The sequence below is a fragment of the Streptomyces sp. SID9727 genome, from assembly GCF_010550605.1.
Classification (GTDB): Bacteria; Actinomycetota; Actinomycetes; order Streptomycetales; family Streptomycetaceae; genus Streptomyces.
Genome location: NZ_JAAGNI010000435.1, coordinates 135,998 through 154,047, shown reverse-complemented (window position 1 = coordinate 154,047; position 18,050 = coordinate 135,998). Strand labels below are relative to the sequence as shown.

General features: G+C 69.3%; 16 protein-coding genes and 2 pseudogenes. 10 read left to right on the top strand and 8 right to left on the bottom strand.

Going from position 1 to position 18,050, the window contains the following annotated elements; translation table 11 throughout:
* The first annotated feature begins 7 nt into the window (after positions 1-7).
* From G3I41_RS30430 to G3I41_RS30415, 4 genes are read left to right on the top strand one after another with little or no spacing between them, the layout of a single operon-like run.
* Positions 8-406: an STAS domain-containing protein gene (locus tag G3I41_RS30430; RefSeq protein WP_164403754.1), complete on the top strand. Its 399-nt coding sequence runs from the start codon at positions 8-10 to the stop codon at positions 404-406.
* Positions 407-437: 31 nt separating this feature from the next.
* Positions 438-1,094, top strand: coding sequence for a response regulator transcription factor (locus G3I41_RS30425; RefSeq protein WP_164403753.1), 657 nt, complete (start codon positions 438-440; stop codon positions 1,092-1,094).
* A gap of 20 nt (positions 1,095-1,114) precedes the next feature.
* A complete protein-coding gene (locus G3I41_RS30420; protein WP_203601859.1) occupies positions 1,115-2,209 on the top strand; it encodes a sensor histidine kinase in 1,095 nt (364 codons plus the stop codon).
* Positions 2,206-2,607: a response regulator transcription factor gene (locus G3I41_RS30415; RefSeq protein WP_203601858.1), complete on the top strand. Its 402-nt coding sequence runs from the start codon at positions 2,206-2,208 to the stop codon at positions 2,605-2,607. Before G3I41_RS30420 ends, G3I41_RS30415 begins: the two co-directional genes overlap by 4 nt.
* 991 nt (positions 2,608-3,598) lie before the next feature.
* Here the strand turns inward: G3I41_RS30415 and G3I41_RS30410 are convergent.
* The gene (locus G3I41_RS30410) at positions 3,599-4,633 is read right to left on the bottom strand and encodes an aldo/keto reductase (RefSeq protein WP_164403751.1); all 1,035 of its coding nucleotides are present in this window, start codon (positions 4,631-4,633) and stop codon (positions 3,599-3,601) included.
* Positions 4,634-4,743: 110 nt separating this feature from the next.
* On the opposite strand from G3I41_RS30410, the gene G3I41_RS30405 reads away from it, so the two are divergent.
* Entirely contained in the window at positions 4,744-5,694 is a 951-nt protein-coding gene (locus tag G3I41_RS30405; RefSeq protein WP_164403750.1) for an AraC family transcriptional regulator, read from the top strand.
* Between the two features lie 346 nt (positions 5,695-6,040).
* On the opposite strand, the gene G3I41_RS30400 is transcribed toward G3I41_RS30405, so the two are convergent.
* Positions 6,041-6,691 (bottom strand): CatB-related O-acetyltransferase, encoded by a 651-nt coding sequence (locus G3I41_RS30400; protein WP_164403749.1) that lies wholly within the window; start codon positions 6,689-6,691, stop codon positions 6,041-6,043.
* An 11-nt stretch (positions 6,692-6,702) separates the two neighbouring features.
* Entirely contained in the window at positions 6,703-8,289 is a 1,587-nt protein-coding gene (locus tag G3I41_RS30395) for an FAD-dependent monooxygenase (RefSeq protein WP_164403748.1), read from the bottom strand.
* Between the two features lie 112 nt (positions 8,290-8,401).
* Here G3I41_RS30395 and G3I41_RS30390 point away from each other — a divergent pair, with 112 nt between their 5' ends.
* Entirely contained in the window at positions 8,402-8,980 is a 579-nt protein-coding gene (locus G3I41_RS30390; protein WP_164403747.1) for a TetR/AcrR family transcriptional regulator, read from the top strand.
* 204 nt (positions 8,981-9,184) lie between these two features.
* On the opposite strand, the gene G3I41_RS30385 is transcribed toward G3I41_RS30390, so the two are convergent.
* Positions 9,185-9,829: a LysE family translocator gene (locus G3I41_RS30385; RefSeq protein ID WP_164403746.1), complete on the bottom strand. Its 645-nt coding sequence runs from the start codon at positions 9,827-9,829 to the stop codon at positions 9,185-9,187.
* A 120-nt stretch (positions 9,830-9,949) separates the two neighbouring features.
* Between G3I41_RS30385 and G3I41_RS30380 the strand changes: the two genes are divergently transcribed.
* A complete protein-coding gene (locus G3I41_RS30380; protein ID WP_164403745.1) occupies positions 9,950-10,498 on the top strand; it encodes a CGNR zinc finger domain-containing protein in 549 nt (182 codons plus the stop codon).
* A gap of 7 nt (positions 10,499-10,505) precedes the next feature.
* Here G3I41_RS30380 and G3I41_RS30375 read toward each other — a convergent pair whose 3' ends face one another.
* Positions 10,506-10,709, bottom strand: coding sequence for a hypothetical protein (locus tag G3I41_RS30375; RefSeq protein WP_164403744.1), 204 nt, complete (start codon positions 10,707-10,709; stop codon positions 10,506-10,508).
* Between G3I41_RS30375 and G3I41_RS37190 the strand changes: the two are divergent.
* Positions 10,678-10,848, top strand: a pseudogene (locus G3I41_RS37190) (ABC transporter permease); the annotation flags it as partial. The gene G3I41_RS30375 and the pseudogene G3I41_RS37190 overlap by 32 nt on opposite strands.
* Positions 10,849-11,763: 915 nt before the next feature.
* Here G3I41_RS37190 and G3I41_RS30365 read toward each other — a convergent pair.
* Both G3I41_RS30365 and G3I41_RS37185 read right to left on the bottom strand, forming a co-directional pair.
* Entirely contained in the window at positions 11,764-13,425 is a 1,662-nt protein-coding gene (locus tag G3I41_RS30365) for a VCBS repeat-containing protein (RefSeq protein WP_164403743.1), read from the bottom strand.
* Between the two features lie 63 nt (positions 13,426-13,488).
* Positions 13,489-13,818: pseudogene (locus G3I41_RS37185) on the bottom strand (hypothetical protein); the annotation flags it as partial.
* A 689-nt stretch (positions 13,819-14,507) separates the two neighbouring features.
* Here G3I41_RS37185 and G3I41_RS30355 point away from each other — a divergent pair.
* Positions 14,508-16,142, top strand: coding sequence for an alkaline phosphatase D family protein (locus G3I41_RS30355; RefSeq protein WP_164403742.1), 1,635 nt, complete (start codon positions 14,508-14,510; stop codon positions 16,140-16,142).
* A gap of 46 nt (positions 16,143-16,188) precedes the next feature.
* On the opposite strand, the gene G3I41_RS37180 is transcribed toward G3I41_RS30355, so the two are convergent.
* The gene (locus G3I41_RS37180) at positions 16,189-16,467 is read right to left on the bottom strand and encodes a hypothetical protein (protein WP_239081904.1); all 279 of its coding nucleotides are present in this window, start codon (positions 16,465-16,467) and stop codon (positions 16,189-16,191) included.
* Between the two features lie 754 nt (positions 16,468-17,221).
* Here G3I41_RS37180 and G3I41_RS30340 point away from each other — a divergent pair.
* Positions 17,222-17,881: a LysE family translocator gene (locus G3I41_RS30340; protein ID WP_164403740.1), complete on the top strand. Its 660-nt coding sequence runs from the start codon at positions 17,222-17,224 to the stop codon at positions 17,879-17,881.
* Positions 17,882-18,050: the final 169 nt, after the last annotated feature.

The window sequence follows — 18,050 nt, the reverse complement described above, 5'->3', positions numbered from 1 at the left end:
ACGTGCCGTGACCCAGCTGGATGTCGCGTGCGTGACTCTCGAGGGCGAACTCGACCTGGAGACCGCCGCCTATGTGCGCGAGTCGGTGTCCGTCTGCCTGGAACAGCAGCCGAGGAGTCTGCGTCTCGATGTGAGAGGCCTCTTCTTCTGCGACTGCGCCGGCTTGAGCGCCTTGCTGGAGGCAAGGAGGTCCGCCCTTGGCGCGGGTGTCGGGTTCTCTGTCGAGGGGATCGGTATGCAGTTGGCGCGGCTCCTGCACCTGATCGGGGCGGACGGGATCTTCGCAGAGGGCGACGCGCCGGCGGGCACGACGTCCGGTCGCTGCACCTCGGGTGCGGTCACAGCTCACAGTGACGCGGAGGCAGTGGCGGTCACAGGACGGCCGCTCCCGGATCGTCTGGCATGATCAAGCGGTCCGGCCCTTGTAAGGATCACTGATGCCCTCTCCTTCTCCGCGCGGGCGACCGGTCAGGATCCTCTTGGTTGAGGATCACGACATGGTGGCCGAGGCGATCTGCCTTGCTCTGGAGCGCTCGCCCGATCTGCAGATTGTGGGACGTTCCGCATCGGTGGGGTCGGCTCTGGCCGAAGCCGAGCGCTGCAAGCCGGATGTTGTGCTGATGGACCGGCGGCTGCCGGACGGTGATGGCGTCACCGCCATCACCGACCTGCTGGCGCTCGTGCCGGACGTGCGTGTTCTCATCCTGGCGGGTGAGGGCAGCGGTTCGGTAGCTGCGCGCGTCGCTGAGACGGGTGGGTCGGGCCTGATCCTCAAAGCTCGCGGCCTGTCCGAACTGGAGGATGCCGTTCGCCGGGTAGCGGCCGGTGAGGTGGTGTTCAGCCAGGAATTCCTGGGCGACGTACTGGGGCGTCTGACCGGCAGGACGGCGGTGCTGGGCGCGAATCTGACACCGCGGGAGCGGGAAGTCCTTCATCTGCTCGGGGAAGGGCGTACTACTGCGGAGATCAGCGCTCAGCTGGGTGTAGCCCTCAACACGGGCCGCAATCATGTCCAGCGGGTGCTTGAGAAACTGGGGGCCCGGTCGCAGCTGGAAGCTGTGACCATCGCGCGACGTGAGGGGATCCTCGAATGACGCGGGAGTCCCGGCCAGGTATGCAGCAGGCCCGAAAACACACAGCTCCACTCTCGGACGCGGCCTTCACACTGCTCGTGCAGGGCGTCCTGGACTACGGCATCTTCATGCTCGACCCGCAAGGCCACATCATCAGCTGGAACGCGGGAGCGCAGAGGATCAAGGGTTACAACGCCACCGACATCCTCGGGCAGCACTTCTCGGTCTTCTACCCGCCGGAGGACCAGGCCGCGGGCAAGCCGCAGTGGGAGCTGGAGACCGCCGTGGCCGAGGGCAGGCTCGAGGACGAGGGCTGGCGCGTCCGCCAGGACGGTTCACGGTTCTGGGCGAATGTAGTTATTACTGCCTTGTGGGATGAATCAGGCGTGCTGCAAGGCTTCGGGAAGGTCACACGCGACATGTCCGAACGTCGTGCGGCGCAGAATGCGCTCCACGAGCGGCGGCGGTTGTTCGACCACCTGGTCCAGGCGCAGGAAATGGAACGACGCCGCATCGCGTGGGATGTCCACGACGATTCCATCCAGGCGATGGTAGCTGTCGGGATGCGACTGGAACTGCTGGCGGACCGGGTGCCGGAGTCCTACTCCTCCGAACTGCGGCGTCTTGATGCGTCGGTGGCCGAAGCGATCAGTCGCCTTCGCAGTCTGACCTTCCGGCTGCATCCGCCAGGGATCGACAGGCACGGCCTGGTCGAAGGGCTCTCGGGCCATTTGGACGATGTCGTGGGCTCCTCATGGGGAATGGCCCACTCGTTCAAGCATCACCTGGAACGCACGCCCACGCCCGAAACGGCTATCACGATCTTCCGTATCGTCCAGGAAGCCCTGCTGAACGTGCACAAGCACGCGCGTGCGAGCAGAGTCGACGTCCGGGTCGAATCCGCTGACGATGGCATCCTGACTCGGGTCGTGGACGACGGCATCGGCGCGCCGATGGCCAAGGACGGCGCTCGGGATCATTTCGGGATCATCGAGATGCGGGAGAGAGCGGAGACCGCTGGAGGCTGGTGGTCCATGCACAGCCGGCCCGGAGAAGGAACGAAAGTCGAGTTCTGGGTGCCGAATCCGCTACCACTGCCCGCGTCGGAGGCGGTGCCCCCGAAGGATGCACCGTGACCGCGGCAGCACCGGGCGGCTCCCCCGGCGCCCCCTTCAGAGTGCTTCTGTGTGACGACAACCCGACGCTTCTGGAAGCCCTGCGCGAGGTCGTACAGGCGCAACCCGATCTGAAGGTGGTGGGCACCGCATGCGATGCGAAGCAGGCGGTGCAGCTCGCGGACCACCACCAACCACATCTCGTCGTTCTCGATGTCCGCTTCCCCGGCGGAGGCGACCACGCCGCCCGAGGCATCGCCCGGTGCTCTCCGACCAGCCGCATCGTGGCATTCTCCGCCTACGACGACAAAGCCTCCATTGAGCAGATGATCAGCGCCGGCGCCTGCGAGTATGTACTCAAGGGCACCGGCAACCGAGAACTCCTCGCCGCTCTGCGCCGTGCGACAGCGTCTCGCTAAGGCACTCTTGCATGGTTGGGGTGAGGGTGTATCGAAGCGTCGAGGAAGCGGTAGCGAGCGAAGTGGGGCGGCGGTGCCTGTCGGTGGTGGGGCTGTCGAGCATCGGGGCCTGCCGGGCCCGGCCGAGGGGATTGTGGCGCCGTGGCGGGCGAGGCACAGCCGGGCGAGTTCCTCGGGGGTGAGTGATGTGGTGGCGTCGTGCTCTGGCGTCAGCCGGCTACCGGCGCAGGCGCGAGAGGAGGCGGCTGACCTGGAAAGCCTCACCGCCCTCCCCGACCTCGCCGCCCCCGCCAGCAGTCTCCCGCCCGGCCAGCTGATAGCGGGAGCAGTCCGGGGGCGGGGTGACGTTTCAGGATGCTGCGACCCTCGCCCGCGAGCGGCGGCAGCACCCGCTCGGCCAGATGCTGCCGCTGTGCCCGATACGTCGCGCGCCAGGACGCACCGGAAGGAGATCGCTGGAAACCAGTTTCCCGTTCCGGGAGTGCGGCGAAGTTTCGGGGGGTAGCCGGACCCGGCCAAGGATGGTTCTTGCCGAGCACCTCAGCGAGAGCACGAATCTCGGTCCCTGAGGCCCGGCCAGGAGCGCCCGTACGGACCAGATCCAAAGCCTCCTCCGTTCCGCGGCCCGCTCGGAGCAGGATCTCGGCCTTCGCATACCAGGCGGGCCGCCATCCCGCCGCGACGAACGGCTCCATCACAGATAGCGCGCGCCCGAAGTCCCCCGCTTGGCACAGTCCCTCCAGCGCCCCCTCAGCACAGAACCACTCACCACGATCCATTGCCACCTGGGCCACCGAATTCAGGTGACCGTGCTCCAACAGGAGGCGCACCCTTCTGGGAGGTATTCCGCGATAGTTGCTCGCCTGCCACACAAGATCGTCCCTATCCGTGTCGGAAGCGTAGAAGCACCCACCGACATGTCACCGAGGCGCCGGCCGATCGGTCATCCTCGCTCCCCTCACGACGTGCGCCTGGCCTTTGACGACGACTCCTAGGCCGCCGCCCGTTCCTCGGGCCGTCGGCGCCGGAGGGCTGTACGCAGGAGGGCCGGCGGCTGGTACGCCATGTCGAGGGCGCCCACGTCCGTTCCCGGCGGCACGATCGCGTCGATGCGGTCCAGCAGGTCGTCGTCCAGGACGCGGTCGGCGCCGGCGAGCAGGTCGTCGAGCTGGGCCATGGTGCGCGGGCCGATCAGCGCGGACGTGACGCCGGGGTGGGCGATGGCGAAGGACATCGCGAGGTGGGTCAGCGGCATCCCCGCCTCCTGCGCGAGCGGGATCAGCCGCTCGACCGCGTCGAGGCGCCGGTCGTCCTTGAGGTGCTGGAAGCCGTAGTGGGCACGATGGGTGTCGGCCTCGCGGCCCTTGCGGTAGCGGCCGGTCAGCATGCCGCCGCCGAGCGGCGACCAGACCAGCGTGCCCATCCCGAACTCCTCGGTCACCGGCAGGACTTCGCGTTCGATGCCCCGGTTGAGGATCGAGTAGACCGGCTGTTCGGTGCGCGGCCGGGCCAGTCCGCGGGACTCGGCCACCCAGTGTGCCCGGACGATGTCTGAGGCCGGCAGAGCGGAGGTGCCGAAGGCCCGGATCTTGCCGGCCCGCTGCAGATCGGTCAGCGCCGACAGGGTCTCCTCGATGTCGGTGTCCGGGTCCGGGCGGTGGATCTGGTAGAGGTCGATGTAGTCGGTGCCCAGCCGGCGCAGCGAGTCCTCAACCGCCTTGAACAGCCAACGGCGGGATGCGCCTTGGTGGTTGGGCTCGTCCCCCATGGGGTTTCGCGCCTTGGTGGCGAGTACGACGTCGTCCCGGCGGCCGCCCTGGGCCAGCGCCTTGCCGACGATCTCCTCGGACTCCCCGCGCGAGTACATGTCGGCGGTGTCTACCAGGTTGATACCGGCGTCCAACGCCCGGTGGATGATCCGGATCGACTCCTCGTGGTCGGGGTTGCCGATGGCGCCGAACATCATGGCGCCGAGTGCGTACGGGCTGACCCGGATGCCGGTCCGGCCGAGGGTGCGGTAGCGCATGTCTGCTGTCTCCTGTGGATCGGGGATACCCCCAGCCTCCCCGCGCCGCCTCGTACGATGAATAGTTGTCCGTCCGGATTTTTTTAGCGAGAGTACGGGAGCGTGGGAATATGAGCGGTGGCGAGTGGCTGTCCGAGGTCTTCGACCTGGTCGAGGTGCGCGGGGTGCTGACCGGCGGGGCGGTGGCCCGGGGCGGCTGGCAGTCGCGGGGGCCGCTGTACGACCCGGTCAAGTTCTTCGCGATGGTCAACGGCCGGGCCGCGCTCTCCACCGACGGCGTCGACCGGCCGATCGAGCTGGAGACCGGCGACGTGGCGATCCTCACCGGACGCCGCTGGGTGGCGTTCGAGGCCGGGGACCCACCGCGCCGCGAAGTGCGCCCCGAGTCCGAGTTCACGGCAGCCGCCTTCGCGGGCTCCGACCGCGGCGCCGACGACATCCTGATAGGCGGCTGCATCAACCTCAACGAGGCCGGCCGCACGCTACTCGTCGACTCCCTGCCGCCGCTGGCCCACATCCGCGCCGCACAGACGGGCTCGGACCGGCTGCTCTCCTGCCTGACCCGACTCTTCGACGAGGCGACGGCCGCCCGGATCGGCTCGGCCTTCGCCGTCCGGCAGTACGGCCAACTGGTGCTCCTGGAGGTGCTGCGGGCGTACGTCGGACAGGCGCAACTGCCGCCGGGAGTCCTGCGGTTGCTCGCGGACGAGCGGCTGCGCCCGGCGCTCGACCGGATGCACGCCGACCCCGGCCGGGCCTGGAGTCTGGAGGAACTCGCCCGGGCCGCGGCGATGTCACGGACGACCTTCGCCGAGCGCTTCCGCGAAGTCGCCGGGACGCCGCCGCTGAGCTATCTGGTCCGCTGGCGGATGGTACTCGCGCAGCGCGCGCTGCGGGATGGCGACGCGCGCGTCGGAGCGCTGGCCGGCGAGTTGGGCTACGGCTCGGAGAGCGCGTTCAGCACCGCCTTCAAACGGGTCGTCGGCGAGTCCCCGCTGCGCTATCGGCTGCGCATGCGCGAGGAGTCCACCGAATCCACCGAGCCCAGCGCCACCGTCTGAGGACAACCCGCGGCTTCGCGAGCCGTACGCGCCGTCGAGGGCGAGCGCGGCCAGGTAGCGGTCGATTCGCCGCGGTGGGCTGGCACTTGCCCACCACCAGGTCCGCCGCAACGCCGGCATCGAGGAAGTTGGCCGTCAGCACGGCCAACGGCGTGACACGGTACAGACCCTCGAAGAGGCGGAACGGGCCCATGCTCAGTAAAGTCGCGAAGCGGCTCCAAGTCGTCCAGGGGAGCGGCCGGGTCGAGGTGGGAGAGGGGGGTGGCGTGGTCGTGGAGCCAGTTGGTGAAGCGAGTGCGGTCCGTGGGGCTGTACATGTGGGCAGTTCCCTTTCCGAACGCGGCGTTCAGGCGTGCGGCCGGGGCGGTGCGGCGGCTTCGAGGTCGTCCACCGTGCCGGACATGAGGGTCCGGACGTGGGCGGTGATGTGCTCGGCGGGCCAGTCCCACCAGGCCAGCGCGAGGAGGCGGGTGACGTCCTTCTCCTCGTAGCGGGTGCGCAGCAGCCGGGCCGGGTTGCCGCCGACGATCCCGTAGTCCGGCACGTCCTTGGTGACCACCGAGCCGCTGCCGATGATCGCGCCGTGCCCGATCCGCACCCCGGGCAGCACGGTCGCGCCGTGGCCGAACCAGACATCGTTGCCGACGACCGTGTCACCGCGGTTCGGCAGCCCCGCGAGCAGGTCGACGTGGTCGGCCCAGGAGCCGCCCAGGGTCGGGAACGGGAAGGTGGACGGGCCGTCCATGCGGTGGTTGGCGCCGTTCATCAGGAAGCGCACACCCGTGCCGAGCGCGCAGAACTTTCCGATGACCAACTTCTCCGGGCCGTAGTGGTACAGCACGTTGCGGCTCTCGAACGCGGTGGCGTCGTCCGGGTCGTCGTAGTACGAGTACTCCCCCACCTCGATCAGCGGCGAGGTCACCAGCGGCTTGAGCTGCACCACCCTCGGCTGGCCGGGCATGGGGTGGAGCACGGTCGGGTCTGCGGGTACGGGCATGGCAGGCATCCTCATCGTGTGCGAGTGGGTGATACGCGGTCGGTAACCGGTTGGTCGTGCGGCAGCGGGTGGGACGGCGGGCGTCCGAACCAGGTGCGCAGAGCCAGGCGGAGGGCGGGGAGGAGGGTGTCGGAGGACTCGCCGACAGGTGCGGCCCAGGCGATGTGGGCGTCCGGACGGATCAGGAGGGCGTCGGCCGGCCGGTCGGCGGTCTCTGCCCGGTGGATGTCGATCCGGTGGTGCCATGCGCCGGCGGTCTCCCGTAGTTCGTCACGGCCCGCGAGGTCGAGAAACAAGGGGCGTGCCGGGCGCATGAGTTCCGCGATGCTGGTTCTGCCCCGGCCGGTGTCCAGCGCGAGGTCGGGTGCGAAGGCCCCGGTCAGGACGTGCTCGGCGCCGTCGGTCTGGGGGGAGCGGATGTCGGACCCGGCGACCATGGCTCCGATGCGGCGCAGCGGCGCCTCGTCGCTGAGCAGTTCCTGGAACACTTGGCGGAGCGCCTCCGCGGCAGGGTCGTGTCCGCGGCGCAAGGCTGCCTGCGCGCGGGTGTGCAGCAGCGTCCGTGCCGCCGCCGCGCGCCGTTCGCCGTGGTACGTGTCCAACAGACCGGGCGGCGCCCAGCCGTGGACTTCGGCGGCCAGTTTCCACGCGAGGTTGACCGCGTCGAGCATGCCGGCGTTGAGTGCGACCCCGGTGGCGGGGAACTGGTGGGCTGCGTCGCCCGCCAGCAGGACGCGACCCTGGCGGTAGCTGTCGGCCTGCCGGTCCTGGAACTGGTAGCGCGACAGGCGAAGCGGCTCCCCCAGGGGCAGCTCCGCACCGAGCACGCGGCGGATGCTGTCCTGGAGGTCGGGCAGGGTCATCGGCGCGTCGTCCGTGTACGTCGTGCCCTCGTACTCGGTGGTGGAGATCAGCATCACCTCGGGCGTGAGCCAGCCGAATCCGAACACGCCCCGGTCGGTTCGCGTGAATCCCGTACGCACTCTGCCCAGACCGGGCACGTCGAGGTCGCCGTTCTCCTGCCTTCCGGCTCCCTTGACCGACGTGACCTCGCCCAGGCGGTTGACCTCGGGGCAGGGGGTGCCTGGGAACGGAATGCCCGCCATGTCACGCACACGGCTGTGCGAGCCGTCGCACGCGACCAGAAATGGGGCACGCACGTGGTACGCCTCGCCCGTGCACCGGATTTCTGCGGTCACCCCCTCCCGGTCCTGGTTGATGCCGACGGCCTCGTGCCCCCGGCGGACATGGACGCCGACCTCGCCGGCGCGTGCTTCCAGCAGCCGCTCAAGTCGTGGCTGCGGAATCTGGACGGCGTGCATCGGCGGATCCGTGAGTTGTGTCAGGTCCAGGTGCACGTTCCCGAAGGGGAACCGCGGGGCGGGGCGAGGATCGGTGCAGACCGCTTGCAACTCGCCCAGCAGACCCCGATAGCGCAGCAGTTCCAGGATCTGCCCTCCCAGGCCGTTCGCCCGCGGCGTTTCACGCAGTCGCGGTTGCCGCTCCACGACCAGGGGCCGCACACCGGCGGTCCTCAGCTCAATGGCCAGCATCAGGCCCGTCGGGCCTGCTCCCACGACGATCACGTCCGCGTCCACACGCTCACACTCCCCCAGACAGAACGGCACGGTCCGTGCCGTTCGCTGAAGGGTGCCTAGCTCTCGGAGCAGTTGTCAAGAACGGCACGTGCCGTGCCGCTAGCATGGGAGCATGACTACTGCCCGACGCAACGGCCCCGCCCTGACCGAAGCCATCATGCGAACCACTCTGGAACTGGGACAGGAACTGGGCTACGCGAAGCTCAGCATCGAGGCGATCGCCGCCCGGGCCGGCGTCGGCAAACACACCATCTACCGCCGATGGCCCTCGAAGAGCGCCCTTCTGCTCGACTCGCTGCTGTCGCTCAGCGAGTCGGCCCTGGACTACCCCCACACGGACGATGTCATGGCAGACCTGCGCCAGCAGATCCACGAAGCCATCGACCTCCTGGCCGGACCGACGTTCCGGCCGCTCTTCCAGGCCTTGGTCGGCGAGGCCCAGCACGACCCGGGCGTGGCCACCGCGCTCAACGAACGATTCATCAGCCCTCAGGCGAAGAAGACCGTCGCACGCCTGGAGGCAGCACGGAGCGAGGGTCGGCTCTCACCGGACTTCGACCTGGACTTGGCGATGGCCCTCCTCTCCGGCCCGCTGTACTTCCGGCTGCTGATCACGCAGGAACCACTCACCCACGCGTACGTCGACCGGATCCTCGACGCCCTCTTCACAGGGATGGCCAAGCGACAATGATCCGGGCAGACTGCGGGCCGCCCGGCCGCAGTCGCGGGCCGTCGCTGTTCCCGTACACGCCGGACAGGCGCCGAGCCGTAGCTCCAGCAGAACGAGACTGGCGACGCCCACCCGGCCCCCTCTGCCCATGGCCGCTGAAGCGGCAGCGCCGACTACGGGTACTCGACGCCGACGGCCACCTGACCCCCCGTATCGCCTCGGGCCTCACGTTCGAGGCATTACAGCCGTAAGCGCACTGTGCAGGAGAAAGAGCGCCAGGACAGCGAAAGTGGCGGCAGTGACCAGGCTCATCGTCGTCGCCGCGCGGCACCCACGCGCCAACCCTTGGCCCAGCCGGCCGGCGAACAAGCCGATCAGGCAGTCCCAGACCAGTCCCATGACAAGGAAGATCAGCCCGAGAATGAGCAGTTGAGCCCACAGAGGGCCGTTCCCGGTGCCCGTGAAGCGGGGCAGAAAGGCTGCGAAGAACAGCAGGGTCTTCGGGTTGAGCACATTGGTGAGGACGGCTCGGCGGAGCACCTGGCCTCCGGAGGGCGTCCTCGTCACCACGGTCTGCGGCTTCCTTGCCGACCGTGCGGTGGTCACCGCCAGCCATCCGAGGTAGAGCCCGCCGGCCAGCTCCATCACATGCTGAGCGGCAGGGATCGAGCGGAGCAGAGCAGCCAGCCCGAGTGCGGCTGCTGTCACGTGCGCGAGCATCCCCAGGGCCATTCCGGTGGCCGAGAGCAGGCCGGCTCGCGGGCCGCGCGCCAGTGCTGTGGCCACGATGAACGCGGAATCGGGCCCGGGAGCGACGGTAATGATCGCAACTGCCGCCAGATAGGCCGGCAGCATTGTGAGGTCTGGCATGACTACCTCCTCGCTCGAACGCCACCATCACACGTAACGCCTTATCGAGTTTGTGTACGTTACACCCCCTGGCGGGTCGCCGCAACGCTCAACTGCCGCTCTACGCGTTACTCTTGAGAGATGCCAGTCACCTTCACCGAGCTCCCGCTGGTGGCACTGACGGAACTCGTCAACGCGTGGGGCACGCTGCCACGCGAAGCGGCCGGCCGCGGAAACGCCCCAACCCGGCCTGAACATCTCGCCACACACCTCGGCCTGCCAACGGACGTCGAAGCCGAGCTGACGCCCGAGGAATGCACCCGGGCTGCTGACCTCCTGCACCAGATCTTTTCCGCCCAGAACACGCAAACGTGCGCGCAACGGCTGGCCCACCTGCTCGTCGACGTGGGCGCCCGCCCCGCCTTGGAGGCCACCGCCAACGACTCGCTGAGTGCCGTATGGCGCGTCGACGACCCCGGACAAGTACTCCTCGCGGCATCGGCCCTCGCCCTGCGCCAGTACGTCACCACCCACGGGATCGAACGCATCGGCACCTGCACCGGTGATCACTGCGCCGACGTCTACATCGATCGCTCACCAGGCGGCCGGCGCCGCTTCTGCTCGATCACCTGCCAAAACCGCACACGCGTGGCCACGTTCCGCAGACGCAAAGCAGCCGGCACCGACTGAGCCGAGCTCAGTCCGGCGAACAGCACATCTGGGCGCACAGGGTGGCGACATACTTGCGTACCTCCGCGGTCCTTCCGTCGCAGATCGTGAAGGTCGCCCGGCCCTGCTGGTTGTGGACACGGTATCGCTGATCGTCCCTGACGACGAGCAGCGATCTGCGGTGCGCGGACGGCCGTCGGTTCCAGCCGATCGCCGAGTACCAGTTCTTCACCCCGACCATCGAGACCTCGCACGGACTGCTCGTGGCAACCGAGATCGACGACAACTGGTGGATCGAGCCGGCCTGGTGCGAGGACCTGACCGTCCCCGGCCACCGCTGGTCCAAAGGTCAGTTCAACGGCGGGCCGAAGGAGCCAGCCCAGCATGGAGTGCAGCGGGACGAACGCGCCGGAGATCAGCGGCGGCAGGATCAACGGGTGGCGTTGTCGCTGCCCGCTTCGGCGTTGGGGCTGCCCAGGCCCATCCCGACAGTGCTCCAGTGAACGCGAGAGCGAACAGCGTCGGCATCCCGAAGGCGGCCGCCCATGCCCGTTGCCATCGCCGTCGGCACCCCCGGCCATGCTCCCCACTCCGAGCCGCGGCCCTCGAAGTCCTTGGGGGTGGTCCGGTTGCCAGTGTTCAGGACGTACACGTTGAGGAACGACAGGCCCGCGTCCTACTGGTGCAGGTAGCACGGGACCGGGCACTGGGACGGGCACCGGTTCTGGCGCAGCAACCGCCTTCTCGGCATCGGCGGCGTTACATCGGCGGCGCCACCGACTGCACCGTTCTCGGCAAGCTCGAGAACGCCACCGACTGCAAGATGTACGCCATGGCCACTGCGAGCCGCGACGGGGCCTTTCGCACCTGTCGGCAACATCCGTCCGGGCGGCTCGGCAACAGGTGAGGCTCCTGGCAGGAAGCGTCACGAGCAAGGACCGCCGTGCTCCACCAGGAGACTCGTGTGCTCGCCCACCAGTCGTCGACCGATCTGCTCAGCCGCACCCTCTCGGTACCCGAGCGCTCGGCTGCATGCCCTACGGCAGGAGAACGCGACGCGCCAGCGGTCTCTTCCCGCAGGCCGAAGGAGAACGGAGACGTCGGTATCTGCCATGCAGGGCACACCACATCAACCCTGAACTGCACTTATGCCCTCGTGGTCTGGGTCTGGAACGAGCAGATCTTTCCCTTCCCCCATGGCGGCTTCCTAGTGTTCTGGCCGGCTCGCAGAGCTGACCCGCACCGCGCGGCGGCGGCCCGCACCAGGGTCGCCGCCGCGCGGGGGATCAGTACAGGGCCTTGTACTTGTTGAAGTCGGAGTCGATCAGTACGCGCTTGCTCAGCTCACCCGTCCCGGTCGACGCGTAGCGGTAGAGATCGCCGTAGCCGTTGACCCCGACCAGGCCCGTTCTGCCGTCCCCGTTGAGGTTGTCCACGGCGGCGAACTTGTTGTAGATGTCGAAGCCGGAACCGATCTTGACGCGCGCCTTCAGCGGTGCGGACGCCTTCCCCGTGCCCTCGTACCGGTACAGCGTGCCGTCCTTGGCGATCGCCACCACGTCCGCCCGGCCGTCACCGGTGAGGTCCCCGGCGCCGACGATGAAGCGGTAGGTGCCGTAGCCGTAGCCCACCTTGACCTTCGCCGCGAGCGCGGTGCCCTGCCCGTTCCCCTGGTACAGGAACAGGTCGCCCTTGGTGTCGCGGGCGAGGAGGTCACCCGCGCCGTCACCGCTCAGGTCGCCCGGGCCGACGATGTCGTCGTAGACGCCCCAACCGGCACTGATCTTGTTGTACCCGAGGTACAGGTCGTCGTCCTCCACCCGGAGGACGTCGGATTTCCCGTCGTCGTTGAGGGAGGAGGCGTTCCGACTGAGGCCGTCGCGGGAGAGGGACGGCCCCTCACTCGCCCCGTAGAGCTCGCCGTTGTTCAGGGATTCGTACACATACCCGGTGCCCTCGGGAGCGGCGGCTATGACGTTGCGCTTGCCGGAGTCCGGGTTACCGCCCGCCCCGGCGAACAGGGACGCCTTCTGCCACCCCGACTTGCCGGTGATCCTCGCCTGTACCCGGCCGTCGCCCAGGGAGTGGTAGATGTACGTGTCACCGTTCGTCTTGCGGCCCATGAGGTCACCGCGGCCATCGCCGTTGACGTCGTCCAGTCCCACGAGTTGGTTGTACGTGTCGTACCCGTAGCCGATTTTGAACGGTGCCTTGAAGGGCTCCGACGGGTCCCCGGTGCCCTCGTGGAAATAGAGATCGCCGGCGGGCGTCCGAGTGACGACGTCGCCGATGCCGTCGTCGGTGGCGTCATTCATGCCGACGATCTGGTCGTAGGCCTGCCAGCCCGAGGCCACCTTGACGCCGGGCTCGAAGGGCTGGCCCTCGATGCGCCCGGTGGAGACGTAGAGATAGAGGTCGCCGGAGGGTGTGCGCGCGACCAGGTCGTTGTGACCGTCACCGGTCAGGTCGCCGGGCGCAACGACCTTGTTGTACTTCTGCCAGCCGTTGCCGGACCAGGTGGGAGGACCGGCGTTCCTGTCCGGGCTGAAGCAGGTGCGCAGCGTGAGTGTCCCGGAGGCCGTCAGCGTAAGGATCTCGGGCTCACCATCGCCTTGCAGGTCGCCTGGCGCGATGACGTCCTTGTAGACGACGTAGTTGGCCGGATCATCGGGGTTGTTGATCACGAAGGGGTAGTCCGGCGCCTTCGTACCCGGCGACAGATACAGATAGCCTTCCCGGTTCTGGTAGAGGATGTTGTCGCTGGAGATGTTGCGCGGCGTCGAACCGACGGCCTTCGGCGCGTCGGCGCCCTTCGCGTCGTCGGCCGAGGCCGGGGCCGCCAGCAGTATGCCGGCGGAGAGGGCGAGCGCGGTGCAGGCCGCGAGCCGGCGCGCGCGCTTCGCGTGCGCGCGGCCGGTGTGGCCGGATTTCAGTGCAAACGGGTGCAAAGCCCCCCCCAGGGGTAGTCCATGAGTAGGTGACCAGCGGCACGGAAGTGGTTCAGTCGTACATCAGCTGGCGTTCATATGACTGGCACTGGACCCCTTTGGAGGGGTCTGGTTTGAGCCATCGAATCCGTGACTTACAGGCCAGTCATGCCGCTTCGGTACGTTCCACCACCCGTCCGCCGTCCAGTTCCAGCCGCCTGCCGCCTGCCGCCTGCCGCGGAGACGGTCCCGCAGCCGCCGGTCGTGCGTGACGACGACCACCGCACCGCCGAACCCGGCCAGCGCGCCCTCCAGCTCCTCCACCAGTGCCGGGGAGAGGTGGTTCGTCGGCTCGTCCAGCAGCAGCAGGTCGACGGGTTCGCCGACCAGGCGGGCCAGTGCGATCCGGCGCTTCCGTAGTGCCCTCTGCACCGAGGCGGGCGGGGTCGTCGTCCGTGTGCGCCTCCGGGGCCAGACCGTCGTGTGGACCGATCTCCAGTTCCCGCATCCCAGGGCAGGCTCGTGGACGAAGTCCGGTTCGATCTCGGGCAGTACCTCGGTGAGATCGAGAGGGCCTACCGGGAGTGGGGTAACTGCTGACGGCCAGGCCGACCCGACGGGAGATGACCGTCGCGATCCGTGGTCCGGTTGAACAGGCGCATGAGAAGCGCCCAGGGTCATCGGCGCGCATCGTGCCGACGGCGCCTACGTGATGGCGCGGCCCCCAACGCGTACCCCGGCAACAGGCGAGGCAGTGGCTGGGCCATCGGCTTGACTGAGCGAGCCAGGAACCCTGGCTCGAGGATGAGCATGGCCGGCTGTTGGCAATGGTCACCAACGGCACACACGCGATGGTGCTGTTGATGCACGACGACGCGGACCCCACGTCCCACTGCCCGTGGGTGCGTGGCCAACAGCGTCTCGCCGCTGGAGTCGGCGACGGTGGAGTGAAGCATGACCTGTGACTTCGTGCCCCTGATCTCCGCCGGGGGCTCCGGGCGAGGAGAAGCCACCCGCAACGACCGGACGCACAGGGCGGCGCCGCCCCTCCCCCCGGCCTTCGTCGCCCCGTACCGTACGGGGCGACGAAGGAGAGGATCATCATGACGGGACTGCACCTGGGCCCACTGCTGAGGTACACCGACGGTTCGTGCGCGACGGTCTGGGTCGAGACGAGCGGCCCCTGCACCGCCGAGGTGCGCTGCGCCGACGGGGCGCGGGGCGCGGCCGGCACCTTCCTCGTGGCCGGCCACCACTACGCCTTGGTCCCGGTGGAGGGCCTGACCCCCGGCACGTCGACGCCGTACGAGGTACTCCTCGACGGTGCGAGCGTGTGGCCGCCGCCCGACTCGCCCTTCCCGCCCTCGGTGATCGCCACGCCCGCCGACGACGACGGCCTGCACGTCGCCTTCGGCTCCTGCCGCTGGGCCGCGCCGCCGGCGGGCGGCAAGGACCCGGTGGGCCCGGACGCCCTGGACACCCTCGCCGCCCGGATGGCGGCCGACCCCGGGGGCGCCCGCCCCGACGTCCTGCTGCTGCTCGGCGACCAGGTGTACGCCGACGAGGTGTCCGACGCCACCCGCCGCTGGATCGGCGACCGTCGCGACCTGGACGAACCGCCCGGCGACCAGGTCGCCGACTACGAGGAGTACACCCGCCTCTACTTCGAGTCCTGGCTCGACCCGGAGGTGCGCTGGCTGCTGTCCACCGTGCCGAGCTGCATGATCTTCGACGACCACGACGTCATCGACGACTGGAACACCTCCGCCGCCTGGCTCACCGACATGCGGGCCACCGACTGGTGGCAGGAGCGGCTGCTGAGCGGGCTCATGTCGTACTGGGTGTACCAGCAGCTGGGCAACCTCTCTCCGGCCGAGCTGGCCGCCGACCCGCTGTACGCGGCCGTCCGCGAGGCCCCCGACGGCACCGCCGCCCTGCGCGCGTTCGCCACCCGGGCCGACGCCGACGCGGCCTCCGTCCGCTGGAGCTACCGGCGCGACTTCGGCCGCACCCGGCTTCTCATGGTGGACTCCCGCGCGGCCCGCGTCCTGGCGGAGGACCGCCGCTCGATGCTCGACCCGGAGGAGGCCGCCTGGGTACGCGAGCAGATCCTGGACGGGCGGGGCTCGTACGACCACCTGCTGATCGGCACATCCCTGCCCTGGCTGCTGCCCCACCTGGTGCACGACGTCGAAGCCTGGAACGCCGCGATGTGCGGCGGCGAGCGCGGCGAGCGCTGGGCCGAGCGCGGGGAACGGATCCGGCGCGGGGCCGACCTGGAGCACTGGGCCGCCTTCCCCTCCTCCTTCGACGCGCTGGGCGAACTGATCGCCGAGGCCGGTACGGGACCGGAAGCGCCCGCGACGGTGAGCGTGCTGTCGGGCGACGTGCACCACGCCTACATCGCCGAGCCGTCCTGGCCGGGGCGTGAGCCCGACGCGCGGGTGACCCAGCTGACCTGCTCGCCCGTCCACAACTCCGTGCCGCTCTCCATGCGCCTCGGCTTCCGCTTCGGCTGGAGCGCCCTGGCACGGGCCCTCGGCCGGCGCATCGCCCGGCACGGACGCTGCGCGCCGCCGGCGGTGAGCTGGCGCAGGACCGGCGGCCCCTGGTTCGGCAACCAGATCATGACGCTGACATTCCGGGGCCGGTCGGCGCGACTGCGCCTGGAACAGGCCCGGGCGGATCGTGCCGGGGCGAGCGGCCTGCGGACGATCACGGACCGGGAGCTCGCTTAGCGCGGGTAGCACACCAGCCCGGACCGCCCTCCCCCGGCCGGGGGCTTCACCCCTCGTCGAGGGCGGCGCGCAGGCGTTTCCCCAGGGTCGCTGCCTCGACGTCCGTGTAGAAGAGCGTGCCGTTCTCGGTCATCAGGGCGTGGAACCGCTGTTTCCTGTACGGCGTTCCCGGGGGCGGATCGGCGATGTGGCCGGCCATCCAGGCGTTGACGGCGACGTTGGCGGCATACAGGCCGCCACCGGTCTGAGCGAGGGAGTCCTGCGCGGAGACGTCGACATCGGCGACCTGGCCCCGCTCCGGGCCGCCATCGCGCTCGCCCAGCACGGTGCCGATTGCTCGCCGCCGTCACGGTGGAGACCGTACAAGGCGAGGGGGGATCAATACGGCCCGTCCGGCCTGGCTGAGGGCGCCCGCTGCCTGGACTCGGGCGCACGGCGCCCTGCTGGTGGTCCACGACAGCCAGTTGGGCTGCGGGCGCACCGGCCCGTTCTTCTCCTTCGAGATTTCTGGCATCGTCCCCGACGTCGTCTGCCTGTCCCAGTCCATCAGCGGGTACGGGGCACCCATGGCACTCACCCTGATGCGTCCCGAGTACGACGTGTGGGCGGCCCCGCGAACACAACGGCACCTTCCGCGGGTACAGCCCAGTTCGTCACGGCCGCACGCGCCCTGGAGGTGTTCTGGTCGGACGGCGCGTTCCAAGCCGGAACCACATCGATGGGCGAACGAGTACGCCGTTCCCTCACCAGGACGGCCGACCGTCACCGGCTTCCCGCCCCGCGCGGCCGGGGTTTTGCCTGGGGCCTTCCCTTCGACCGCCCGAGCGCGGCCCGCGAGGTCTGCGACGCCGCCTACCGGTAGGGGCTGCCGCTGGAGACGGTGGGCCCCGGGGACGAAGTGGTGAGACTCCCGCCGCCCACCGTGGCGGAAGAGCAGATGGAGCGGGGCCTGACGGTACTCGACGAGGCCGTCGGGGCGGTGGCCGGAACCCGGGCCCTCGCGGCCTGACCGCGAGCCGGCCAGAAGCAGTCGCCAACCTCGGTGACACGTTCCCCGGGGCAACGAACGGAGAACGCGGATGTCAGTCGATCTCATCGGCTTCCTCGGCGTGGTGCTGGTGGCGTACGTGGTGCCCGGGCCGGACTTCCTGGTGGTGTTCCGGTCAGCCGTCGAGCATCCGACCAAGGGGCGAGCCGCGGCATTGGGCGCCCAGGCAGGACTGTGCGTGCATATGCTCGCCGCCGCCATCGGGCTGTCGGTGATCGCCGCCCGCTCCCCGGCGGTCTACGACGCGATCAGGCTCCTGGGCGCCGCCTACCTTGTCTACCTGGGGGTACGGGCAGTCCTCGCCGCCCGGAAGACCTCAGCCGGCCACGAGACGGAGGAGAGCCCGGACGTCGCCCCGCAATCGACGCGGGAGGCGACGCTGTCCACCGGCGCCCAGTGGCGCTCCGGCTTCGCCCAAGGATTTCTCACCAACGTGCTCAACCCCAAGGCGGCGCTGTTCTTCCTCAGCATCCTGCCGCAGTTCGTCCACGGCGGCGGCTCGGTGACCCGGCAGATCTTCTTCCTCGGTGTCCTGGACGTTCTGATCGGCCTCGCCTACTGGTTCGCCCTCGTCGCGGTCGCCACCAGGCTGCGTGCCGTGCTGGCCCGGCCGAAGATCAGGCACCGCTGGGAACTGACCACCGGGTGGCTGTTCATCGCCATCGGCATCGGTGTCGCGGCAGTCGCCTGATACAGGACGCTCCCGTCGAGAATCCTGGCTCCGCCCTTTCGGGGAGGGGGCGAGGTGGTTGTGGCGGAGCCGGCCGAGTGGTCACAGCCAGCCTTGCGCGCCCACAGCCCGCACGGTCAGACCTTCGGTCACTCCGGCCCTCAGTGTCCGGTCGACGTGATCGGTGATC